17 protein-coding genes and 1 pseudogene are annotated in these 21,114 nt (G+C 74.6%); 13 read left to right on the top strand and 5 right to left on the bottom strand.

What is annotated here, in order from left to right:
* Window positions 1–339 precede the first annotated feature (339 nt).
* On the top strand, window positions 340–1,041 hold the full coding sequence (locus ACR807_RS33170; protein ID WP_438925425.1) for a GH12 family glycosyl hydrolase domain-containing protein: 702 nt from the start codon (window positions 340–342) through the stop codon (window positions 1,039–1,041).
* 39 nt (window positions 1,042–1,080) lie between these two features.
* Here ACR807_RS33170 and ACR807_RS33165 read toward each other — a convergent pair.
* The 5 genes and pseudogenes from ACR807_RS33165 to ACR807_RS33145 all read right to left on the bottom strand — a co-directional run.
* Window positions 1,081–1,296 (bottom strand): annotated as a pseudogene (locus tag ACR807_RS33165) (hypothetical protein); the annotation flags it as partial.
* Between the two features lie 127 nt (window positions 1,297–1,423).
* Entirely contained in the window at window positions 1,424–1,705 is a 282-nt protein-coding gene (locus ACR807_RS33160) for a DUF4287 domain-containing protein (RefSeq protein WP_438925424.1), read from the bottom strand.
* 83 nt (window positions 1,706–1,788) lie between these two features.
* Window positions 1,789–2,460 carry an AIM24 family protein gene (locus ACR807_RS33155; RefSeq protein ID WP_438925423.1) on the bottom strand — a complete coding sequence of 224 codons (672 nt, stop codon included), beginning with the start codon at window positions 2,458–2,460 and terminating at the stop codon, window positions 1,789–1,791.
* Between the two features lie 53 nt (window positions 2,461–2,513).
* Window positions 2,514–3,719 (bottom strand): NAD(P)/FAD-dependent oxidoreductase, encoded by a 1,206-nt coding sequence (locus tag ACR807_RS33150; protein WP_438925422.1) that lies wholly within the window; start codon window positions 3,717–3,719, stop codon window positions 2,514–2,516.
* A 139-nt stretch (window positions 3,720–3,858) separates the two neighbouring features.
* The gene (locus tag ACR807_RS33145; RefSeq protein WP_438925421.1) at window positions 3,859–5,181 is read right to left on the bottom strand and encodes an L-fuconate dehydratase; all 1,323 of its coding nucleotides are present in this window, start codon (window positions 5,179–5,181) and stop codon (window positions 3,859–3,861) included.
* Between the two features lie 231 nt (window positions 5,182–5,412).
* On the opposite strand from ACR807_RS33145, the gene ACR807_RS33140 reads away from it, so the two are divergent.
* The 12 genes from ACR807_RS33140 (at window position 5,413) to ACR807_RS33085 (ending at window position 21,054) form a co-directional block, all read left to right on the top strand.
* Complete coding sequence (locus ACR807_RS33140) at window positions 5,413–8,532, top strand: amidohydrolase family protein (RefSeq protein WP_438925420.1); 3,120 nt, start codon at window positions 5,413–5,415, stop codon at window positions 8,530–8,532.
* 136 nt (window positions 8,533–8,668) lie between these two features.
* Window positions 8,669–9,496 (top strand): isocitrate lyase/PEP mutase family protein, encoded by an 828-nt coding sequence (locus ACR807_RS33135; protein ID WP_438925419.1) that lies wholly within the window; start codon window positions 8,669–8,671, stop codon window positions 9,494–9,496.
* A gap of 136 nt (window positions 9,497–9,632) precedes the next feature.
* Window positions 9,633–10,850: an MFS transporter gene (locus ACR807_RS33130; protein ID WP_438925418.1), complete on the top strand. Its 1,218-nt coding sequence runs from the start codon at window positions 9,633–9,635 to the stop codon at window positions 10,848–10,850.
* Window positions 10,851–11,188: 338 nt separating this feature from the next.
* Window positions 11,189–12,493: an NB-ARC domain-containing protein gene (locus ACR807_RS33125; protein ID WP_438925417.1), complete on the top strand. Its 1,305-nt coding sequence runs from the start codon at window positions 11,189–11,191 to the stop codon at window positions 12,491–12,493.
* 108 nt (window positions 12,494–12,601) lie between these two features.
* Window positions 12,602–13,879, top strand: a complete 1,278-nt coding sequence (locus ACR807_RS33120; RefSeq protein WP_438925416.1) for a lysine N(6)-hydroxylase/L-ornithine N(5)-oxygenase family protein — start codon at window positions 12,602–12,604, stop codon at window positions 13,877–13,879.
* Complete coding sequence (locus ACR807_RS33115; RefSeq protein ID WP_438925415.1) at window positions 13,876–14,247, top strand: cupin domain-containing protein; 372 nt, start codon at window positions 13,876–13,878, stop codon at window positions 14,245–14,247. Before ACR807_RS33120 ends, ACR807_RS33115 begins: the two co-directional genes overlap by 4 nt.
* Entirely contained in the window at window positions 14,244–15,770 is a 1,527-nt protein-coding gene (locus ACR807_RS33110) for a class I tRNA ligase family protein (protein ID WP_438925414.1), read from the top strand. The genes ACR807_RS33115 and ACR807_RS33110 overlap by 4 nt, the downstream gene beginning before the upstream one ends.
* Entirely contained in the window at window positions 15,767–16,810 is a 1,044-nt protein-coding gene (locus ACR807_RS33105) for an NAD(P)/FAD-dependent oxidoreductase (protein WP_438925413.1), read from the top strand. The genes ACR807_RS33110 and ACR807_RS33105 overlap by 4 nt, the downstream gene beginning before the upstream one ends.
* Window positions 16,807–18,102, top strand: coding sequence for an ATP-grasp domain-containing protein (locus ACR807_RS33100; protein ID WP_438925412.1), 1,296 nt, complete (start codon window positions 16,807–16,809; stop codon window positions 18,100–18,102). The genes ACR807_RS33105 and ACR807_RS33100 overlap by 4 nt, the downstream gene beginning before the upstream one ends.
* Window positions 18,099–18,425, top strand: coding sequence for an avidin-fold protein (locus ACR807_RS33095; protein ID WP_438925411.1), 327 nt, complete (start codon window positions 18,099–18,101; stop codon window positions 18,423–18,425). Before ACR807_RS33100 ends, ACR807_RS33095 begins: the two co-directional genes overlap by 4 nt.
* Window position 18,426: 1 nt before the next feature.
* Window positions 18,427–19,791 (top strand): FAD-binding oxidoreductase, encoded by a 1,365-nt coding sequence (locus ACR807_RS33090; protein WP_438925410.1) that lies wholly within the window; start codon window positions 18,427–18,429, stop codon window positions 19,789–19,791.
* A 15-nt stretch (window positions 19,792–19,806) separates the two neighbouring features.
* Entirely contained in the window at window positions 19,807–21,054 is a 1,248-nt protein-coding gene (locus tag ACR807_RS33085; protein ID WP_438925409.1) for an ATP-grasp domain-containing protein, read from the top strand.
* Window positions 21,055–21,114 lie beyond the last annotated feature (60 nt).

The following is a 21,114-nucleotide window of genomic DNA, read 5'->3' as shown; positions in this document are numbered from 1 at the left end:
GTCGTCCGACGACGGGGCGACGTGGTCCCGGGTCCCGGTGCTCGGCCGCACCGCGCTGGTCCGCAACGGCGGCCCGGGGTTCGCGTCGCTGAGGGTCTCCGGCGCCGACGAGGACGGGAACTCCTTCCGGCAGACGGTGATCCGCGCCTACCGGGTCGCGGGGTGACCGCCGCCGACCCGGGCCCGCGCGCAAGCGGGTGAAATCCTTCGAAGCCGTTCGTCGAACCCACTCGAAGCGGGACCGGTGCGTTGACCCGGTCCGGAGGGGGCTGGGAAAGTCCGAGCCGTTCCGCCGCCGGACGCCGACGTGGGCGACGACGCCCGGGAGGGGTGCCGACGATGACGAGAACGCGATGGGCCGCGGTGGCGGTCGTGCTCAGTGGCCTGCTGCTCGGGGGTCCGCTGCTCGGGGGTGCGGGGCCCGCGCACGCCGCGACGTGGTCCTCCACGGACAAGTGGGGGACCTGGTCCACCAACGGGTACACCGTGCGCAACAACGTCTGGGGCAGCGGCACCGGGCCGCAGGCGATCTGGGCGAACTCCCACTCGAACTGGGGCGTGTGGGCGAACCACCCGAACACCGGCGGCGTGAAGTCCTACCCGCACTCGGCGAGGATGGTCGACCGGAGGCTGAGTTCGCTCGGCCGGCTGTCCAGCTCGTTCGACGTGACCCGGCCCGGTGGCGGCGCGTACGCGACCGCGTACGACATCTGGGCCGACGACCACGCCTACGAGGTCATGATCTGGGTCAACGAGCAGGGCGCGGTCGGCCCCATCGGCGGGCGGGAGACCACGGTGTCGGTCGGCGGCCACACCTGGGACGTGCACCGCGGTTCCAACGGGTCGAACCAGGTGTTCTCGTTCGTGCGCACGTCCGACACCGACGCCGGGTCGGTGGACGTGCTCGCGGTGCTGCGCTGGATCGGCTCGCGCGGCTGGTGGGGCGACGTGACCGTGGGCGACGTGCAGTTCGGCTTCGAGATCACCTCGTCGTCCGGCGGCATGGACTTCCGCGCCAACAGCTTCTCCATCACCACCTGACGGCCGGGACGCCGGCGCGCGCATCAGCAGCACCGGCGACGGTTCGCGCGTCGGGTGGGCGAACGCCTGCGGCGCCGGCAGGTCGACCGCGTCCTCCCACGCGCCGGGCGCCACCTCGGCGGTGGCCGGGTTCTCCACGGCGGTGAGCCCGCGCTCCCGCCACCGCGCCGCCACCGCCGTGGCGGGACCGGACGGCACGAGCCCGACCAGGCCGTCGACCGGCCACTGCGCCGGCGCGGCGGTCGGCGCGCTCACCGCACCGGGCCAGGCCGCCCGCGTGCAGCACGCCCACCACCTCGGGGCGCACGTCGAGCCGGTAGCCGTGGCCGACGTGCGGAGCCGGTCGTGGCGCCCGCCGCGCCCCGCCGGCCGGTGCCGGTGGTCAGCGGTGGGCGAGGCCGTCGACGCGCAGCGTCGCGGAGGGGTCCCGGTGGTTCCCGGTACCGCCCACGTGCTTGTCCGCGATCCCGGTGCCGTTCTTGAGCACGTGGAACAGCGCCATCCCGTGCCCGCGCCCGAGGTCGTAGTCGTCCTTCAGCCAGCCGAGGACCACCCCCGCCTTGGTCGTGGCGTCGTAGCCGCGGTCACGGGCCTCGGCCAACAACTGGGCGGGGGTCTTGCCGGTCTTCTTCTCGATGTTGTCGAGGTACGCCTGGAAGGACATGGCCACTCCGTTCGTCGGGTGCGGCCAGCCTATGACAACTTTTCCTGTCCGGACAACTTTATTTTTCGGCCACGCGCCCGGCCTCACTGGCTGGGCACCGGCGGGTGCCCCTCCGACGCCTGCACGACGACGATCCCCTGACCGGTCAGCCCGAGCTGGTACGCCTCGCCCGAGCCGCGCCCGATGACCGCCGCGAGCTTCGCCGTCTTGCGGATCGAGGAGCGTAGCGACGTGGACCACAGGACGGCGGACTGCACGTCGACGTACGTCGGCACGTCCACGGTCAGCACGACCGGCGTCCCGAACGCCGTGACGGCCAGCGCGCCGGTCCCGGTGAACGTCGTGTTGAACAGGCCGCCGCTGAGCATCGACGCGCCCTCGACGCGGTTGATGTCCCAGGTGAGCATGCTCTCGAAGGCGAGCACGTTCGCGCCGTTGACGGTCACGCCCTCGTCCTCCAGGTGGAGCACGAACACCTCGTCGGCCTTCTCGGCCAGGAAGACGTCGCCGCTGCCCGACACCTTCATCAGGGACATGCCCTCGCCGGTGAACGCCTTCTTGAACAGCTTCCCGAGCCCGCCGCTGCCCTCGTACGCGAAGTCGACGTCGCCCTGGTAGGCGACCATCGACCCCTGCTTGGCGAAGAAGAACCCACCGCTGCCGGTGAGGTCCACCTTGAGCATCCGCTCGTTCTGGAGCTGGAAGCTGCCGGGCTCGACGGACCGCTCGGCGTGGTCGAAGAGTGAGCTGCGCATCCCGTGATCCTGCCGTGCTCGGCGGGCAGGCGCACCGTGGTCGGACGAACCGCTCATCGTCCTCCCGGAACGGCCGGCGCCGCCACCGACGCCGAGTCGTGCTTCGCGCGCAGCACCCGCCGGCGCACGGCCCCGCCCGTGATCCGGTGCAGGCGGTACGAACCGGGTTCGCGCCCCTCGCGGGCCAGGTGCCCGACGGTGCCCCGGCAGACGAACTCCTTGAGCTTCGCGACGGGGCCGCCGGCGAGGTGGAGCCACAGCGCGACGTCGTCCCGGTGGGCGAACTGGAGGACGCCGTCGCGGCGGCCCAGGCTGACGCACTGCCCGGCGAACGCCTGGTTGAGCGGTGCGGGCCGCTCGCCCGCGATCCGGCTGAACACCGTGTCGGCGGCCTGCGCGCCCAGCGGGATCGCGGCCTGGCAGCTCATCCGCAGCGGCAGGTCCGACGGGGCGGCCGAGTCGCCCGCCGCGACGACGCGCGCGTCGTCCACGCTGGTGAGGGTCTCGTCGGTGAGCAGGCGGCCGAGCGCGTCGGTGCGCAGCCCGCTGCGCGCGGCCAGGTCGGGCACGCCGAAGCCGGCGCTCCACGCGGTCACGTCGCCGGGCACCTCGCGGCCGTCGGCGAGCCGCACGGCGTCGCGCGTCACCCCGGTCGCGGTCGAGCCGGGGCCGTCGAGCACCCGCACCCCGAGCGCCGCCAACCGCTCGGCGACCGAGCGCCGCGCGCGCGGGTGCAGGTACGGGCCGAGCACGCCACCGCAGACCAGGGTCACGCGGCGGCCCGCCTCGGCCAGTTCGGCGGCGACCTCGATGCCGGTCGAGCCGCCCCCGACGACCGTCACGGCCGTCGCCGCCCCCACGAGCGGCCGCAGCCGCCGCGCGTCCTCCAGGGTGGCGACGGGGTGGGCGAACTCGGCCGCCCCGGGCACGGTCGGGTCGGCGCCGCCGCTGCCCACCGCGTAGACCAGGTAGTCGTAGCCGACCGCGTCGCCGGACGCCAGCTCCAGCCGCCGCCCGGCCGCGTCGATCCGCGTCGCGCTGTCCACGACCAGCCGGACGGCCGGGGCCAGCACGTCGCCGTAGTCCACGACCGCGTCGTTCGTCCCGCCCACGAGCTGGTGCAGGCGGATGCGCTCGACGAAGACCGGGCGCGGGTTGACCAGCGTCACGGCCACGTCGCCGTGCCGCGTCAGGCGGTTGGCCGCCATGACCCCGGCGTACCCGCCGCCGATCACGACCACCTCGGTGCGCGTGCTCATGGTGTCTCCCTCGTGGTGTCGGTGTACTGCACCCTGGACAGCGCACGGGGGTCCGCTGTGACAGCGGGGTGACGCAGGTCACCGACTCCGGGGAGGAGGCTCCGCCGGCGGAGCGGGGGTCACGGCGGTCGGGCGGGCGTCACGGGGCGTCGGTCCGGTCGGCGGCCGACCACACCGGGCCGTCCGGGTGGGCGAAGCGGCTGAGGGAGTCCGGGCGCATGGTGGAGCTGAACCCCGGCGCGGTCGGCGCGGCGTAGCGCCCGCCGGCGACCCGCACCGGGTCGACGAAGTGCTCGTGCAGGTGGTCGACGTACTCGATCACCCGGTCCTCCATGGACCCGGACACGGCCACGTAGTCGAACATCGCCAGGTGCTGCACCAGCTCGCACAGCCCGACCCCGCCCGCGTGGGGGCACACCGGCACGCCGAACTTCGCGGCCAGCAGCAGGATCGCGACGTTCTCGTTGACGCCCGCCACGCGCGCGGCGTCGAGCTGGAGGTAGGACAGGCCGCCCGCCTGGAGGAGCTGCTTGAACACCACGCGGTTCTGCACGTGCTCGCCGGTGGCGACCTTGACCGGCGCGATCGCCCTGGCGATGGCCGCGTGGCCGAGCACGTCGTCCGGGCTGGTCGGCTCCTCGACCCACCACGGGTCGAACTCGGCCAGTTCGCGCACCCACTCGATCGCGGTCCCGACGTCCCAGCGCTGGTTGGCGTCCACGGCGATGCGGATGTCCGGGCCGACCGCCTCGCGGGCGACGCGCAGCCGGCGGACGTCGTCGGCGAGGTCGGCCCCGACCTTGAGCTTGACCTGGGTGAACCCGTCCGCGACGGCCTCCCGGCACAGCCTGCGGAGCTTGGCGTCGTCGTAGCCGAGCCAGCCGGGCGAGGTGGTGTAGGCGGGGTAGCCGACCCGGCGCAGGTTCGCCCGCCGCCGCTCGCGGCCCGGTTCGGCGCGGACCAGCAGGTCGAGCGCCTCCTCGGGGGTCAGCGCGTCAGTGAGGTAGCGGAAGTCGACCAGGTCGACGAGTTCGGCCGGCCCCATCTCCGACAGCAGCACCCACAGCGGCGCGCCGGCGCGCTTGGCCTTGAGGTCCCACAGGGCGTTGACCACCGCGGAGATCGCCATGTGCACGACGCCCTTCTCCGGGCCCAGCCAGCGCAGCTGCGAGTCGTGCACCATCTCCCGCCACACCGCGCCCATGTCGCCGAGCACGGCCTCCAGGTCGCGGCCGACCACGTAGGGGGCCAGCGCGGCGATGGCCACGGCCTGCACGTCGTTGCCCCGGCCGATGGTGAACGCGAACCCGTGCCCCTCCAGGGCGTCGGGGGCGTCGGTGGTGATCACGACGTACGCGGTGGAGTAGTCGGGGTCCGGGTTCATGGCGTCGGAGCCGTCCAGTTCCCGCGAGGTCGGGAACCGCACGTCGTGGGTCGTCAGCCCGGTGATCGTCGGCCTCATGCCCGTTCGACCTCCTCTGGGAATACATCGGATCTATCGGGCTAGGTATACCGACGCTCTCGACCGGGATCAATGGTCACGGGACAGAGATCGGATGTGTACCCGATCGCGCGCCGCGTCCCGACCGCACGCCTGGGCTGTCGGGGGCAGTGCGGACGCGGCCGAACGGACGGCGCGCGGGCCGGGGTGCGTGGCAGGCTCGGACGGAGGACGGCCGAGGGGGGTTCTCGCATGGCGTCGGACGACTTGTCACGTCGTGACCTGCTGGTGCGCGGTGGTCAGGTGGCCGCCGCGCTCGGGGTCGCGGGCACGGCGGGCGCGGGCACGGCAGGCGCGGAGGGCGCGGAGGGCCCGGAAGGCGCGGGGGCCGAGCACCACCGGGGCCCGGTCGCCCGGCTGCGCGAGGGGACCAACACCTCGGTCGCGCGCTCCCCCGACGGCAGGTGGCTGGCGCTGGACGTGGCCGCCTCGATCTGGGTGCTGCCCGCCGACGGCGGCACGGCGCGCAGGCTCACCGGGCAGCTCCAGGACGCCACCCTGCCCGCGTGGTCGCCGGACGGCCGGTCGATCGCGTTCCAGTCGTACCGCGACGGGAACTTCCACGTCCACCTGGTCGACGTCGACGGCGGCGAGCCGCGCCGGCTGACCAGCGGCGCGTTCGACCACCGCGAGCCCGCGTTCTCACCGGACGGCGAGCGGATCGCCCTGACCAGCGACCGGGGCGGCAGCTACGGGCTGTGGCTGCTCGACCTCGCCTCGGGCGACCTCACCGCCCTGACCTCCCCGCCGGACGAGGTGGGCGCGCCGCGCTGGTCGGCGGACGGCCGGCGGATCGCGTTCACCGTCGACGACACCGCCGTGGACGTGCTCACCGTCGCCACCGGCGAGCGCGTCCGGGTGGCCACCGCCCCGGCGGGCGCCCGCGTCCTCGGCGCCGGGTTCGGGCCGGACGACCGCACGCCCTGCTACACGCTGCTGCGCCCGGACCGCGCGGACCTGGTGCTCGGCGACCGGCCGCTGACCGACGGCGAGGACGTCTTCGGGTTCGCCGCGACGTGGGTCGGCGAGTCGTTCCTCTACACCGCCGACGGCCGCGTCCGCCGCCGCGACCTCGCCGGCGGTGTGCGCGACATCCCGTTCGAGGCGGTCGTGCCGGTCACGCCGAGGACGCCACGCCGGCGCGCGCCCGGGTCCGCCGGCGACACCCCGACCCCGGTGCGCGGCATCGCGAGCCCCGTCGTGTCGCCGGACGGGAGGACCGTCGCGTTCCGCGCGCTCAACGCCGTCCACCTGGTCCCGATCACCGGCGGCACGCCGCGCAGGCTCACCGACGGCCACCACTTCGACTCCGACCCGGACTTCTCCCCCGACAGCCGCTCGATCGTGTACTCCAGCGACCGCGGGGGCGTCCCGGCGCTGTGGACGCGCGACCTGGCCACGGGCGAGGAGGCGGTGCTCGGCGGCGCGCCCGGCGCGCAGACGGTCCCGAGGTACTCCCCGGACGGCCGGCGGATCGCCTACGTCGACCAGGACGGCGCGGTGTGGGTGCTCGACGTGCCGTCCGGCGACCGGCGGCAGGTCACCCCGGCGCTGTTCATGCCCGGCCGGCCCACCTGGTCGGCGGACGGCGCGGTGCTCGCGCTGGCCGCGGTCAAGCCGTACTCCCGCCGCTTCCGCGAGGGCACCAGCCAGGTGCTGACCGTCGACCTGGTCGGCGGCGGGCTGCGCTACGCCGAACCGATGCCGTTCCGCTCCATCGCCACCCGCGGCGACGACGGCCCCGTGTGGTCGCCGGACGGCCGGCACCTGGCGTTCGTGGTGGAGAGCGTCGCCCACGTCGTCCGGGTCGACGCGGCGGGCCGGTTCCTGGGCGACCCGCGCCAGGTGACCCGCGAGGTGACGGACTCGCTGTCCTGGTGCGGCCCCGACGCGCTGGTGTACCTGTGCAACGGCAGGCTGCGCCGGGTCGGGCTGGGCGGCGGCCCGGCGCGGACGATCCGGCTCGACTTCACCTGGCGCCGGCCGAAGGCCCCGGAGCGCACCGTCGTCCACGCCGGCGCGGTGTGGACCGGCGAGGAGGACCGGCTGCGGCACGACGTGGACGTCGTCCTGGAGCACGGGCGGGTGCAGGAGGTCCGGCCGCACCGGGCGTCGCCGGGCGACCGCGTGGTCGACGCGCGGCACCTGGTCGCCATGCCGGGGCTGGTAGACGCGCACAACCACTGGCACCTGCGCGGCCGGCAGTGGGGCGCCCGGCAGGGCAGGCTGTGGCTGTCCTACGGCATCACCACCACCCGCTCCCCCGGCGACCCGGCGTACCAGATGGTCGAGACCCGCGAGGCGCTGGCGGCCGGTGCCCTGGTGGGGCCGCGCTTCTACGGCACGGGCGAGGCGATCGACGGCTCGCGCGTCTACTACAACTTCATGCGCCCCACGCGGTCCCGGGAGCAGCTGGACCTGGAGCTGAAGCGGGCCCTGGAGCTCGACTACGACATGGTCAAGACCTACGTGCGGCTGCCGGTGGAGCTCCAGCGGGCCGCCGCCGAGGCCGCGCACCGGGCGGGCGTCCCGCTGTCGTCGCACTACCTCTACCCGGCGGCGAGCTTCGGCATGGACGGCATGGAGCACGTCGGCGCGACCAACCGGCTGGGCTACTCGCACACGATCAGCCGGACCGGGCGCGGCTACCAGGACGCGGTCGAGCTGTTCCTGAAGTCCGGCATGTCCGTGACCCCGACCCTCTTCCACGCCCGCGCGCTGTACGCGGACGACAAGTCGCTGGTGACCGACGAGCGGACGCGCGTGCTGTTCCCGCCGTGGGAGTACGCGCAGTACGTCGCCGACGCGGACCTGGCGGGCACGCCCGCGTCCCCCTGGTCGCGGGAGGTGGCGGCCCGCTGGGTCGACCTGGTGCTGAGGGTGCACCGCGGCGGCGGGCTGGTGATCTGCGGGACGGACGCGCCGCTGGACGCGGTGGCGACCTCGACGCACCAGAACCTCCGGGCGATGGTCGAGTTCGGCTTCACCCCGTTCGAGGCGCTGACCACCGCGACCCGCAACCCGGCGACCTGGCTGGGCCTGTCCGGTCAGGTCGGCGTCCTGCGACCGGGTGCCCACGCCGACCTGTCCCTGGTGGCGGGCGACCCCCTGGCGGACGTGCGCGCGGCGGCGGCCGTGCGCGAGGTCTTCGTCGGCGGCGCGCGGCACCGCGTGGAGGACCTGCTGGCGCCGTTCCGCCAGTCGCCGCCCGCCCACCGCGCCGCCCTGCCGCCCGCACCCTCCGCCGCGCACGTGCACGAGCACTGGTGGCACGAGCCGGAGTGGTCGGTCCGCGCGTGCTGCGGCGAGTGACCCCGGCGGCCGGGAGCGACCGCCGGGGGTCGCGCGCGGCACCGGGTTGGTGAGCGTTCCTCGGTTGATTCTCCTTGTCGCACCACGCTGTTACGATGCCGCCCCTCACCACGATGATCATCGGGAAGGGGCTTTCATGCCCGGTACCAAGGAAAAAGCGAACGCACTGCGCGCGGCCCACGCGGAGGGGACGCTGGTGCTGCCCAACGCCTGGGACGCCGGCAGCGCCGTGCTGGTCGCCCGGGCCGGGGCGGCGGCGGTGGCCACCACCAGCGGCGGGGTGTCGTGGGCGCAGGGCAGACCCGACGGGCAGCAGCTGTCCCGGGACGAGATGGTCGAGCAGGTGCGCCTGATCGCCGCCGCGGTGGACGTGCCGGTCACCGCCGACGTCGAGGGCGGTTACGGCCCCTCGCCCGAGGACGTCGCCGCGACCGTGGAGGCCGTCGTCGGTGCGGGCGCGGTCGGCGTGAACGTCGAGGACTCCCGGGGCTTCGGGGTCCCGCTGTTCACCGCCGGGGAGCAGGCGGACCGGCTGCGCGCGGCGCGGGCCGCGGCGGAGCGGGCGGAGCTGCCGGAGCTGGTGCTCAACGCGCGCACCGACGTGTTCCTGTTCCAGGTCGGCGAGCCCGAGGGGCGGTTGGCCGACGTGCTGGCGCGTGCCGCGGCGTACGCGGAGGCCGGCGCGGACTGCCTGTTCGTGCCCGGCCTGGTCGACCTCGACGTGCTGGCGGAGCTGGTCGCGGCCTCGCCGCTGCCGGTCAACGCGATGGCGGGCCCCGGCGCGCCGACCGTGGCCGAACTGGCGTCGGCGGGCGTGCGGCGGGTCAGCGTCGGCACCGCGATCGCCCAGGCCGCGTACTCGGTCGCCCAGCGCGCCGCGGAGGAGCTGCTGGTCAAGGGTTCCTACGACGCGGTGGCCGACGCGCTCGACTACGGGTCGCTCAACAACGCCTTCGTCCGCTGAGGACGCCCGGCGGGGATTGATCGGCGGCTCAGATCAACCCTGTCGGACAACGCCCGGCTCGGGTGGACTGACCGGCGTCCACGGGCGTTCGGACGGCGACGGGGCGGGGAACCGCAGTGACCACGGGGGAAGCGCAGTGACCACCAAGGAAGCGGGCGCGCCGAGCGGCGTCCTGGCGAGCATCCGGGCCACACCGCGGCCGGTCCGCTACCTGCTGGGCGGTGTGCTCGTCAACCAGGTGGGCGCGTTCGCGCAGACGTTCCTGGTGCTGTACCTGACGGTGCGCGAGTTCTCCACCGGCCAGGCGGGCATCGCGCTCACCTGCTACAGCGCGGGCGCGGTGCTCGGCACGCTGCTCGGCGGCGAGCTGACCCACCGGCTCGGGCCGCGCACCACGATCGTCGGCGCCATGGTGGTGTCGGCGGCGGTGCTCTCGGTCGTGCCGGTGCTGGCCGAACCGGGCTCGTTCGCGGTGCTGCTGGTCGCGATCGGCGCGGCGGGCCTGGCCACCCAGTGCTACCGGCCCGCCGCGGCGGTGCTGCTCGGCGAGCTGATGCCGCCCGAGCAGCGGGTGATGGCGTTCTCCATGATGCGCACCGCCCTCAACGGCGGCGCGGCCCTCGCCCCGCTCCTCGCCGCCGGCCTGGTCCTCGTCGACTGGGACCTGCTGTTCTGGTTCGACGCCGCGTCGGCGCTCGCCTACGCGGTGGTGGCCCGGGCGACGCTGCCCGCCACGACCGCGCCGCGCGACGAGGACGGCGGCGCGGGCGGGCGGGCCCGGTCGGCGTACGCGGTGATGCTGCGGGACGCCCGGTACCTGGCGTTCCTCGTCTCGGTCCTGATCGGCACGCTCATCTACGTGCAGTACCTGGTGGCGCTGCCGCTGAAGATCGCCGCCGAGGGGCACCCGACCGTCCTGTACGGCGTCGTGCTCACCACCGGGTCCGTTCTCACGGTGCTGGCCGAGCTGAAGATCACCTCGTACGTCCGGCTGTGGGCGCCGTGGGCCGCGGCGGCCGGCGGCACCGTGGTGATGGGCCTGGGCGCGGTCGGGTACGGGATCGGCTCGCACGCGGCGCTGATCGTGGTCAGCACCGCGGTGTTCGTGCTCGGCGTGATGGTCAGCGGGCCGACGGTGTTCGCCTACCCGGCGAGGTTCCCCTCGGCGGTGCGGGCCCGCTACGTCGGGGCGCACCAGGCCGTGTTCGGCCTCGGCTCGACCCTCGGGCCGACGCTCGGCGTGCTGGCCTGGGGCGCCGTCGGCAACGGCGTGTGGCTGCTGTGCGGGGTGCTCGGCCTGGTCGGCGCCTGGTTCGCCCTCGTGGGCATGCGCGCGGGCGCGCCAGCCGCCTGACGATTTACCGAACAATCCTCCCGTTCACACTCCCCCGGTTCCCGAATTTGTTTCTCACGCACGAGGAGCACTCCGTCACGACCCGTTACCGGATACATCGCGCGACGTGATTTTTTCGACCGCGCATGGGCCCATTCGCGAATCCTATGCTCGCCCGATCGGCGGTAGCGGGACCTCCGTGCCCTATCCATGCTTGGCCCCGCACACCGAGAGAAAGGTACCCACTGGGGATGGGTAGACCGGAAAAGCCCGTCGACGCCTCGTCCGGAGCGGTGGCGGGTTTTGCGAGTGAATTGAGGCGATTACGCGCCCAGGCGGGTAATCCGACTTATCGGGACATGGGCAGGACGGCGCTGTACTCGTCGTCGGTGTTGTCCAGCGCGGCCAGCGGGCACCGGATGCCGACGCTGCCGGTGACGCTGGCGTTCGTGGCCGTGTGCGGTGGCGACCGCGAGGAGTGGCGGCGCAGGTGGCTGGCCGCGTCGAGCGGGCTGCGGCCCGAACCGGCCGCGCCGGGCCGCCCGGAGGGCTCCGGACCGGACCGGGTGGGACCCGACCGGGCAGGACTTGACCGGGCGGGACTCGATCGGGCAGGACCTGATCGGGCGGGACCTGATCGGGCCAGGTCGTGCGTGCCGCGCCCGGCGCAGCTGCCGATGAGGCCGCGCGGTTTCGTCGGGCGGCACGACGAGCTGCGCCGGCTGGCGGTGGACGCGGCCCGGCCCGTGGTGATCAGCGGTCCGGTGGGCGTCGGCAAGACCGCGCTGGCGCTGCACCACGCCCACCGGGTGGCCGCCGAGGCGGTGGACGGGCAGCTCTACGTCGACCTCGGGCCGCTGGAACCGGGTGAACGGGGCGCGCAGGCCGCGCTCGGCGGGTTCCTCCGCGCGCTGGGCGTGCCCGTGGACGAGCTGCCGGAGGCCGTGGACCAGCGCGCCGGGCTGTACCGGTCGCTGGTCGCCGAACGGCGGCTGGTCGTGCTGCTGGACAACGCCCGCGACGAGCGGCAGGTCCGGCCGCTGCTGGTGGAGACACCGCGCAGCACCACCGTCATCGTCAGCCGCGCGCCGCTGCTCGGCCTGCGCGACGTGCGCCGGCTGCGGTTGGACGTGCTGCCCCGGGCGGAGGCCGTCGCCGTGCTCGCGGGCGCGGCGGAGGTCGGGCCGGCCGACCGCGACCGGCTCGCCCGGCTGTGCGGCGACCTGCCGCAGGCGCTGGACATCGCCGCGCGCAAGCTCGCCGCCAGGCCCGACGTGCCGGTGGGCCGGGTGCTCGCCCGGCTCGCCGACCCGCGGTCGCTGCTGGACTGGCTGCGGGTCGGCGACCTGTCCCTGCGCGAGTCGTTCCAGTCCGCCTACCTCGGGCTGGGCGACGCGGCCAAGGCCGTCCTGCGCCGATCCGCCCACCGGCCCGCCAGGGAACCGGTGGCCTGCGGGCCGTTCACCGACGAGGAATCCGTGCACGAATTGGTCGACGCGGGGTTCCTCCGGCCCGCCGACCGGTCCGGCGCCTACCGGCTGGACCCGTTGACGTGGGCCTTCGCGCTCGAAACGCGCACCGCCCACCCGGTGTGCCGGCCGGCCGGCCGGGAATTGATCGTCACTACCGGCGGGAACTACCGATCAAATGTCCAGTCGGCTTGACTGGGTCGAGCCGGGCGGTTGCCCCGCGTTCGCCGGAACAATTCCGCGGACCCGGGCAGGACATTCGCCGGCGTCTCTTCCCGCGGAACACGACGATCGGGGTGGAATGTGACGGACCAGGAGGTTGACGTGCTGGCGATCGGCGCCGGCCCGGCAAACCTTGCACTCGCGGCGGCCATCGAGGAATCCGGCTCGCTCGGGCTCGCCGAGAACACGCTGCTGCTCGAACAGCACGCGGACATCAAGTGGCAGCGCAACCTGCTGCTGCCGTGGGCACGCAGCCAGGTCTCCTTCCTCAAGGACCTGGTGACGCTGCGCAACCCGCGCAGCCGGTTCTCCTTCCTGAACTTCCTGCACACCACCGGCCGGTTGGACGAGTTCGTCAACCTGAGCACGTTCAACCCGTACCGGTGGGAGCTGTCCGAGTACATGCAGTGGGTCGCGGACTCCCTGGAGCACGTGGGGGTCCGCTACGGCGCCCGCGGGGAGCGCGTGGACCCGTGGCGCGGCGACGACGGCTCGATCCGCGGCTGGGTGGTCACGCTGGCCGGCGGCGACACCGTGCGCACCCGGGACCTGGTCGTCGGCATCGGCCGCGACCCGCGCGTGCCGGAGGTGTTCGGCGAGCTGCCCGCGGACCGGGTCATCCACAGCACGCAGTACCTGAGCCGGGTCGCGCAGCTGCCCCGGGACCGGCCGGTGCGGGCGGTGGTGATCGGCGGCGCGCAGAGCGCGGCCGAGATGTTCATGGCGCTGCACCAGGACCTGCCGGGGTGCGAGCCGACGATCGTGCTGCGCTCGATCGGCTTCCAGCACTACCAGACGAGCAAGTTCGTCAACGAGCTGTTCTTCCCGTCCTTCGTGGACGAGTTCTACGACTGCGCGCCGGAGGTCCGCGCGCAGATCCTCGACGAGGTGCGCCTGACCAACTACGCCGGCCTCGCCCCGCCCTTCGCGGACGAGACCTACTCGATGCTCTACCAGCAGAAGATGCTGGGCAAGCCGCAGTCGTCCGTGCGCTCGCTGACGGAGGTCGTGCAGGCCCGCGTCCAGGGCGGCGAGGTGGTGCTGGACCTGCGCGACCGCAAGAGCGGCAAGGTCGAGCCGCTGCACTGCGACGTCGTGCTGCTGGGCACCGGCTACGAGCCGCGGATGCCCGCCCTGGTGCGGGACCTCGCGGCCAAGGTCGGGATCGAGGACGTCGCGGTCGGCCGCCGCTACCGGGTCGACCTCGGCGAGTCCGCGCGGGGCGCGCTGTACCTCCAGGGCGTCAACGAGGAGACGCACGGCATCGCGGACTCGCTCATCAGCGTGCTCGCGCACCGCTCCGGCGACATCGTGGGCGACCTGCTGGACCGCCGCGCGGTGGAGGTGGCGGGCGCGTGATCGAGATCCGCAGGCTGGACCGGGAGAACCTGACCCGGGCCTACGGCCTGGACTCCGAGCGGCTGCTGCCGTGGCCCGCGCTCAACGCCCCGTTCGAGGGCGCGTGGTGCGTGGTGCGGCCGGGCGACGTGTCCACCGCCCACTCCCACCACGAGTACGAGGTCTTCATCGCGGTGAAGGGCCGGGCCACGCTGGTGGTCGGGGACGAGCGCCGCGAGCTGGTGGAGGGCGACATCGCGCACCTCGTGCCGGGGTCGCACCACCAGGTGCTCAACGAGACCGACGCGGACTTCGAGTACTACGCGATCTGGTGGGACACCGCCATGTCCGCGGCGTTCGTCGACCGCCACGAGGGGAAGGGCCGGTGACCGGCCGCCTCGTCGTGGTGTCGCCGGCGCCCACCGCCAACGGCGACCTGCACCTCGGCCACGTCGCCGGCCCGTTCCTCGCCGCCGACGTGCACACCCGGTACGCCCGCGCGGTGGGCCGGGAGGTGCTGTTCGGCACCGGCGCGCAGGACACGTCGACGTACGTGGTGACCACGGCGCACCGGCTGGGCGTGCCGCCGCGCGAGCTGGCCGAGCGGTCGGCCGACGAGATCGCGGCGACCCTGGCGGCGCTGGGCGTCGCCGTCGACGGGTTCACCGGCTTCGACGACCGGTTCACCAAGTGGGTCGGCGTCTTCTTCGAGCAGCTGCACGCCACCGGGCGGCTGCGGCTGCGGCCGGTGGCGTTCCCGTACCTGGTGCGCACCGGCGAGTTCCTGGTGGACGGGTACGTGCGCGGCGGGTGCCCGCTGTGCCTGGCGGACGGCACCGCCGGGCTGTGCGAGAGCTGCGGCCACCCGGTCGCACCCGGCGACCTGCTGGACCCGCGCGCCGCCCTGCACCCCGGCGAGCCGGTCGGGGTGCGCGAGGTGGACGTCTTCGTGCTGCCGCTGGAGGAGTACCGGCCCCGGCTGCGGGAGCACTTCGCCCGGCACGCCGGCTCGCTGCGCCCGCACATGGCGCAGCTGGTCGAGGAGCTGCTGTCCCGGCCGCTGCCCGACTTCCCGGTGACCCACCCGGTGTCGTGGGGCATCCCCGCCCCGTTCCGCGAGACGCCGGGCCAGGTGGTCAACCCGAACGCGGAGACCCAGGCGTGGAGCATGCACTGCGCCGCGCTGTCCGCCGAGCGCCGGGGCATCCCGCTGGGCGCGGAGGACGAGCTGTGGACGGCCGGGGCGGCGTCCGAGGTGGTGTACTTCCTCGGCTTCGACAACGTCTTCCCGTTCGCCGTGGCGGGCCTGGCGATGCTGATGGCGCACGGCGACCGCTACGAGCTGCCGCACCGGTTCGTCACCAACGAGTTCTACGAGCTGGACAACGAGAAGTTCTCCACCAGCCGCGGGCACGTGGTGGGCAGCCGGGACCTGGCGGGCGTGCCGCGCGACCTGGTCCGCTTCCACCTGGCCACGACCAGTCCCGAGCACCAGCGCACGAACTTCTCGCGCGACGCGCTGACCGCCGTCACCGGGGCGCGGCTGGTGCGGCCGTGGAACGCGGTGGTGGACCGGGCCGAGCAGTGGGTCGGGCGCGGACCGCTGCCGGTGTCCGACCGGTCCCGGTCGGTCGCGGCACGGGTGGTGGCCCGCTTCGCCGCCGCCTACGAGCTGCGCCACCTCAGCCTCAACCGCGCGGCCGAGCTGGTCGCCGAGCAGCTGGGCCGGCTGTCCCGGTGGGAGGTCGTCGAGGCGGACGCGGGCGACTTCTGGCACGAGCTGGACGTGCTGCTGCGGTGCGCCGCGCCGATCCTGGTCGACCTCGCCGCCGCGGCCCTGCCGGACACGGCGATCCCGGTCGTGCCGTCGGCGACCGCGGTCACGCCCCGCGCGCTGCCCAGGCTGCCGTGACCCGGCACGTGGTCGTCGTGGGCGCGGGGATCACCGGGCTGCTCACCGCGGTCCGGTGCGCCCTCGCCGGGCTGCGCGTCACCGTGCTGGACCGGGGCCCGGTGCCGAACCCGGCGGCCACGTCGCACGACGAGCACCGGGCGATCCGCGCGCTCGACCCGGCGGACGCGGACGCGACCCGGGCGGCGGCCGGGCTGCACCGGCGCTGGCTGGAGCTGGAGGCGTTGCTGGGCGCGCGGTTCTACCGCCGCGTCGGCGTGGTCACCGGGTGGCCCGCCGACGCGGCGGGCGCGGCGCTCGACGTCGCCCGGCGGGGCGGGGTGCCCGCCTCGGTGGTGGAGCCGGAGAAGTACCCGCACGTGCGCTTCCCGGCCGGGTCCGTCGGCCTGCTGGAGCCCGAGGCGGGCGTGCTGCTCGCCGACCGCGTCCTGGCGGCGGCGGTGCGCTGGTTGCGGGGCCGGCCGCTGGTGACCCTGCGGGCGGGGTGCGCCGTGCGGGAGGTCGACGCCGACCGCGCCGCCGTGCGGCTGGCCGACGGGACGACCGTGCGCGGCGACGCGCTCCTGGTGGCCGCCGGGCCGTGGTCCGGCGAGCTGGTGGACGTGCCGGTGGTGCTGCACCGGCAGACCACCGTGCACCTGGCGCCGCCGGACGACCTGGCGCACTGGTGGGAGGACGCGCCCGGCGCGGGCCGCGTCGGGGACGACGGGCGGGCGTGGCTGCTCCCGCCCGGGGCCGGCACCCGGCTCAAGATCAGCTCCGCGACGCTGTGCCGCGAGGTCGCCTCGACGGCGGACGGGGGTGACGACGCGGCCCGGTGGGGCGACCTGCTGGCGCTGTCGTCGGTCCTGGCCGACCACGAGCGCTACACCGTGACCGCCGTCGCGACGTGCCACTACGCGGTCGACGCCGGTACCGGCGTCGGCCGCCTGGTCCGCATCGGACCGTCCGCCTGGGCGCGGGCGGCCAGTGGCGGCGACGGGTTCCGCACGGCGCCCGTCGCCGCCGAACAGATCGCAGAGGAGGTGGTGACCACGTGAACGGCACCGACGCCGTGCTGGTGATCGGCAGCGGCTTGAAGCTGTACCGCGAGTACCTGGTCAGCTCGATCGCCGCGCGGGCGCGGGCGGCCGGGGTGGAACTGGTGCTCGTCAACAACATCCGGCCCACCTGGCAGCGGGCGTACTTCGACGAGATCACCGTGGTCAACCTGTTCGACCACGAGCTGCTGGCCGCGACCGCGCGGGAGGTCGCCTTCCGGCGGCGGGTCGTCGGCGTGATGTGCTGGGACGAGCCGTTCGTCATGCCCGCCGCGCACCTCGCCGCCGAGTTCGGCGTGCCGGGGCTGAGCGTGCCGGGCGTGGACGGCTGCCGGGACAAGTACCACACCCGGGCCCGGCTCACCGCCGCCGGCCTGCCGCAGCCGGGCTGCGAGATGACCACGACGGTCGAGGAGGCCAGGGCCGCCGCGGCCCGCATCGGCTACCCGGTCGTGGTGAAGCCGCGGGCGCTGGGCGCGAGCATGGGCGTCGTCCTCGTCGAGGACGAGGGCGGGATCGACGAGGCGTACCGCGTCGCGTCGGGCGCGAGCCTGATCGGCGACGAGCCCTACCGCGGCGGCGCGATCGTCGAGGGCTACGCCGACGGCCCGGAGATCAGCGTGGACGGCGCCCTGCACAAGGGCGAGTACCAGCCGATGTTCCTGGCGCGCAAGCAGACCGGGGCGCCGCCGTACTTCGAGGAGGTCGGGCACGTCGTGGACGCGGCCGACCCGCTGCTGCGCGACGAGGTCCTGCTGGACGTGCTGGCCCGCGCGCACCGCGTGCTCGGCGTCGAGGACGGCATCACGCACGCCGAGGTCAGGCTCACCGAGCGCGGCCCGGTGGTGATCGAGGTCAACGGCAGGCTCGGCGGCGACCTGATCCCGTTCCTCGGCAAGACCGCGACCGGCGTCGACCCCGGCGAGGTGCTGTTCGACGTGGCCACCGGCCGGCGGCCCGACGTGACGGCCACCCGGAGCGCGGTGGCGGGCATCCGCTTCGGCTACCCCGACCACGACTGCGTCGTGCGGTCCGTGACCGTGCCCGCCGAGGCGCCCGGCCTGGTCACCGCCGCGCCGATGGTCGACCCCGGCGCGAGCCTGCGGCTGCCGCCCGGCGGCTACATCGCGCGCCACTCGTTCGTGGTGTGCACGGCGGACGACGCCGTCACCTGCGGCGAACGCCTGGACGCCGCGGCCTCGCTGGTCGGGCTGGACGCCGAGCGCATCGACCCGCTGCCGCCCGGCGCCACCCTGGAAATGCCCACCGGACTCCTGGACGTGGACGAATGACGATCAACTACGACGGGCGGCGGTTCCGCAAGGCCGGCGGCGGCGACGGGACCGAGGCCCGGTACCACCAGGACGGCGACCTGGTCTGGGCCGACTTCACCGGCGGCAGGGTGCGGCGCGGCACGGTGACCGGCACCTGCGACGAGGACGGCACGATCCGCCTGGCTTACACGATGGTGCTGGTCACCGGCGAGGTCATCGCGGGCAGCACGGTGAACGTGCCGCGGCACGAGCCCGACGGCCGGCTCGTCCTGTGCGAGCGCTGGGAGCGGTACGGCGAGCACGCCGCCACCGGCGTGTCCTACCTCGAAGAGGTGCGCTGACGTGGGCCGCTCGGTCGACTACGGCACGCTCGGCGGCCTCGTCGCCGGGCGCGTCCGGCTGCCCGGCGACCCCGGTTTCGACGCCGCGAGCCGCCCGTTCAACCAGCGGTACGCCCACGTGCGGCCGGCCGCCGTGCTGTCGGTGGCCACCGCGGAGGACGTGGGCAGGGCCGTCGTGTGGGCGCGGGAGAACGACGTGCCGGTGGTGGCCAGGGGCGGCGGGCACAGCTACGCCGGCAACTCGGTGAACACCGGCCTGGTGCTGGACCTGCGCCGGCTCGACGAGGTGCGGGTCGACCCGGCGAGCGAGCTGGTCACCGTGGGCGGCGGCACCCGGATGACCGCCCTCTACGCCGCGCTGGAGCCGCACGACCTGGCGTTCCCGGCGGGCAACGCGGACGACGTGGGCATCGGCGGCCTGGTGCTGGGCGGCGGGGTCGCGGCGGTGTCGCGGTCGTTCGGGCTGACCTGCGACTCGCTGGTGGAGACCGACGTCGTGCTGGCCGACGGCACCACGCTCACCTGCGACGAGACCACCAACGCCGACCTGTTCTGGGCGTGCCGGGGCGGCGGTGGCGGCAACTTCGGCGTCAACACCTCGTTCACCTTCCAGGCCCGCCCGGTGCTCGCCAGCTCGACGTGCCTGCTGCTGTGGCGCCGCGAGCACGCGCCGGAGGTGCTGGCCTGCGTGCAGGAGGTCATGGCGAAGGCCCCGGACGAGTTCGCGGCCCGCATCGGCGTCAGCCGCGCCGGCGACGGGGAGGCCGTCGTCTCGGTCGTCGGGTGGCACCTCGGGCCGGCCGAGGAGCTGCGCGAGCTGCTGCGCCCCGTCCTGGACGCGGCGGAGCCGTTCCGCGCCGACATCGACGACCGGACCTACTGGGAGGCCAAGGACTACCTGCACCACAACACCGAGGGCGGCGCGTTCGCCGTGCGCACCCGGTCCACCGCCGTGCCGCTGCCGGACGCGGGGATCGCCGCGGCCTTGAACGCGGTGGACTCGTGGCCGGGCAGCGGCAACGCCGACGGCGCGGGCTTCGCCCTGTTCACCTGGGGCGGCGCGATCAACCGGGTGCCGGTGACCGAGACCGCGTTCCCGCACCGCGACGTGCTGTTCCTGCTCTCGATGGACACCTCGTGGCACACCTCGGACGGTCCGGACGTGGTGCGCGACAACCTCCGGTGGCTCACCGACCTGCACGGGCGGATGGGCGACTTCGCCGCGGACGCGGCGTACGTCAACTTCACCGACCCCGACCTGGGCGACTGGCGGTCCGCGTACCACGGCCCGAACCACGCCCGCCTGGTCGAGGTCAAGCGCCGCTACGACCCCGACCGCGTGTTCCGCTTCCCCCAGGCGATCTAGGCCCGAGAGGACATCATGCCCGCACGACCCGTGATCATCGTCGGCTTCCTGGCGCCGCTGCCGACCCGCACCGAGTTCGAGGACGCGTCGATGGTCCTCGTGGACGAGCCGGACGTCATCCGCAAGCGCGGCGTCGCGGCCGCGATGGCGGGTGCCGCGTCGCTGCGGGAGCTGGTGCCGTGGGAGTACCAGCTCCCGGGCGCGGCGGACGAGTTCTACAACACCCACCCCGACCTCGACCCGGCCTACGTCGTGCCGCTGGTGGAGTACGCGACGCCGTTCGCCGCCCGGCTCGCCGAGCGCTACGGGCTGCCCGGCGCGACCGCCGGCGCGGCGCAGGTGCTGCGGGACAAGGAGCTGCTGCGCCGGGTCACCCGCGCGGCGGGCGTCGCCAACCCCGTCGCGGCGGCGGTCGACTCCCCCGACGACGTGCGGGCGTTCATGGCCGCCCACCCCGGGCCGGTGGTGCTCAAGCCGGCGAACCGGCAGGCGTCCCTGGGCACGAAGGTGCTGCGCGACCCGGCCGAGGTGGACGTGGCGTGGCAGGAGTGCGTGAGCGGGCAGGACGAGGGGATGCTCGTGCCGGACCGCGCCATCCCGCTGCGGATGCTGGTGGAGACCTTCGTCAGCGGCGCGGAGTACAGCGTGGAGATGCTGGTCCGCGACGGCGTGCCGCTGTTCACCAACATCACCGAGAAGACCCTGTTCCCCGGTCCCCGGCCGGTCGAGCTGGGCCACGTCGTGCCCGCGGACCTGCCCGCCGACGCGGCCGGGCTGCTCGCCGAGCGCACCGGGGCGGTGCTGCGCGCGGTCGGCTTCGGCACCGGCGTGGTGCACTGCGAGTGGATCGTCCAGGACGGCGTGCCGCACCTGGTGGAGTGCGCGGGCCGGTTCCCCGGCGACGGCATCACCGTGCTGATCGAGCAGGCGTACGGGATGGACCTGCCCGGCCACTACTACTCGATCATGCGCGGCGAGGAGCCGCCGGACCTGCCGACGGCGGCCGGGCGCGCGGCGGCGGTGCGGTTCCTCCAGGTCGAGCCGGGCGAGGTCGTCTCGGTGTCGGGCGTCGAGGAGGTCGAGGCCCTGCCGGGCGTGCTGCACGTCTCGGCACCGGGGCCCGGCGGGGTCGTGCGCGAGCTGCGCAGCTCGTGGGACCGGGCCGGGTCGGTGATGGTCGTGGCCGACACGCCGGGCGAGGCGGCGAAGCTCGGGGAGGCGGCGGCCGAGAAGATCGCGGTGGAGGTCCGCTCGGCGCGGTGACGCTCCCGGCGGGCGCGGCCCGGGGCGGCGCCGGGTCGCCCTGGCGACCCGCGAGTTCCA

The sequence above is a fragment of the Saccharothrix sabaoui genome, from assembly GCF_051756985.1.
Classification (GTDB): domain Bacteria; phylum Actinomycetota; class Actinomycetes; order Mycobacteriales; family Pseudonocardiaceae; genus Actinosynnema.
Note: the sequence above shows the minus strand (reverse complement) of the source record. Positions and strands in the feature narration are given on the sequence as shown.

Excerpts from the sequence above, each read along its gene's own strand:
- ACR807_RS33170 (WP_438925425.1), top strand. The coding sequence starts at position 340 with ATGACGAGAACGCGATGGGCCGCGGTGGCGGTCGTGCTCAGTGGCCTG.
- ACR807_RS33160 (WP_438925424.1), bottom strand. The coding sequence starts at position 1,705 with ATGTCCTTCCAGGCGTACCTCGACAACATCGAGAAGAAGACCGGCAAG.
- ACR807_RS33155 (WP_438925423.1), bottom strand. The coding sequence starts at position 2,460 with ATGCGCAGCTCACTCTTCGACCACGCCGAGCGGTCCGTCGAGCCCGGC.
- ACR807_RS33150 (WP_438925422.1), bottom strand. The coding sequence starts at position 3,719 with ATGAGCACGCGCACCGAGGTGGTCGTGATCGGCGGCGGGTACGCCGGG.
- ACR807_RS33145 (WP_438925421.1), bottom strand. The coding sequence starts at position 5,181 with ATGAGGCCGACGATCACCGGGCTGACGACCCACGACGTGCGGTTCCCG.
- ACR807_RS33140 (WP_438925420.1), top strand. The coding sequence starts at position 5,413 with ATGGCGTCGGACGACTTGTCACGTCGTGACCTGCTGGTGCGCGGTGGT.
- ACR807_RS33135 (WP_438925419.1), top strand. The coding sequence starts at position 8,669 with ATGCCCGGTACCAAGGAAAAAGCGAACGCACTGCGCGCGGCCCACGCG.
- ACR807_RS33125 (WP_438925417.1), top strand. The coding sequence starts at position 11,189 with ATGGGCAGGACGGCGCTGTACTCGTCGTCGGTGTTGTCCAGCGCGGCC.
- ACR807_RS33095 (WP_438925411.1), top strand. The coding sequence starts at position 18,099 with ATGACGATCAACTACGACGGGCGGCGGTTCCGCAAGGCCGGCGGCGGC.
- ACR807_RS33085 (WP_438925409.1), top strand. The coding sequence starts at position 19,807 with ATGCCCGCACGACCCGTGATCATCGTCGGCTTCCTGGCGCCGCTGCCG.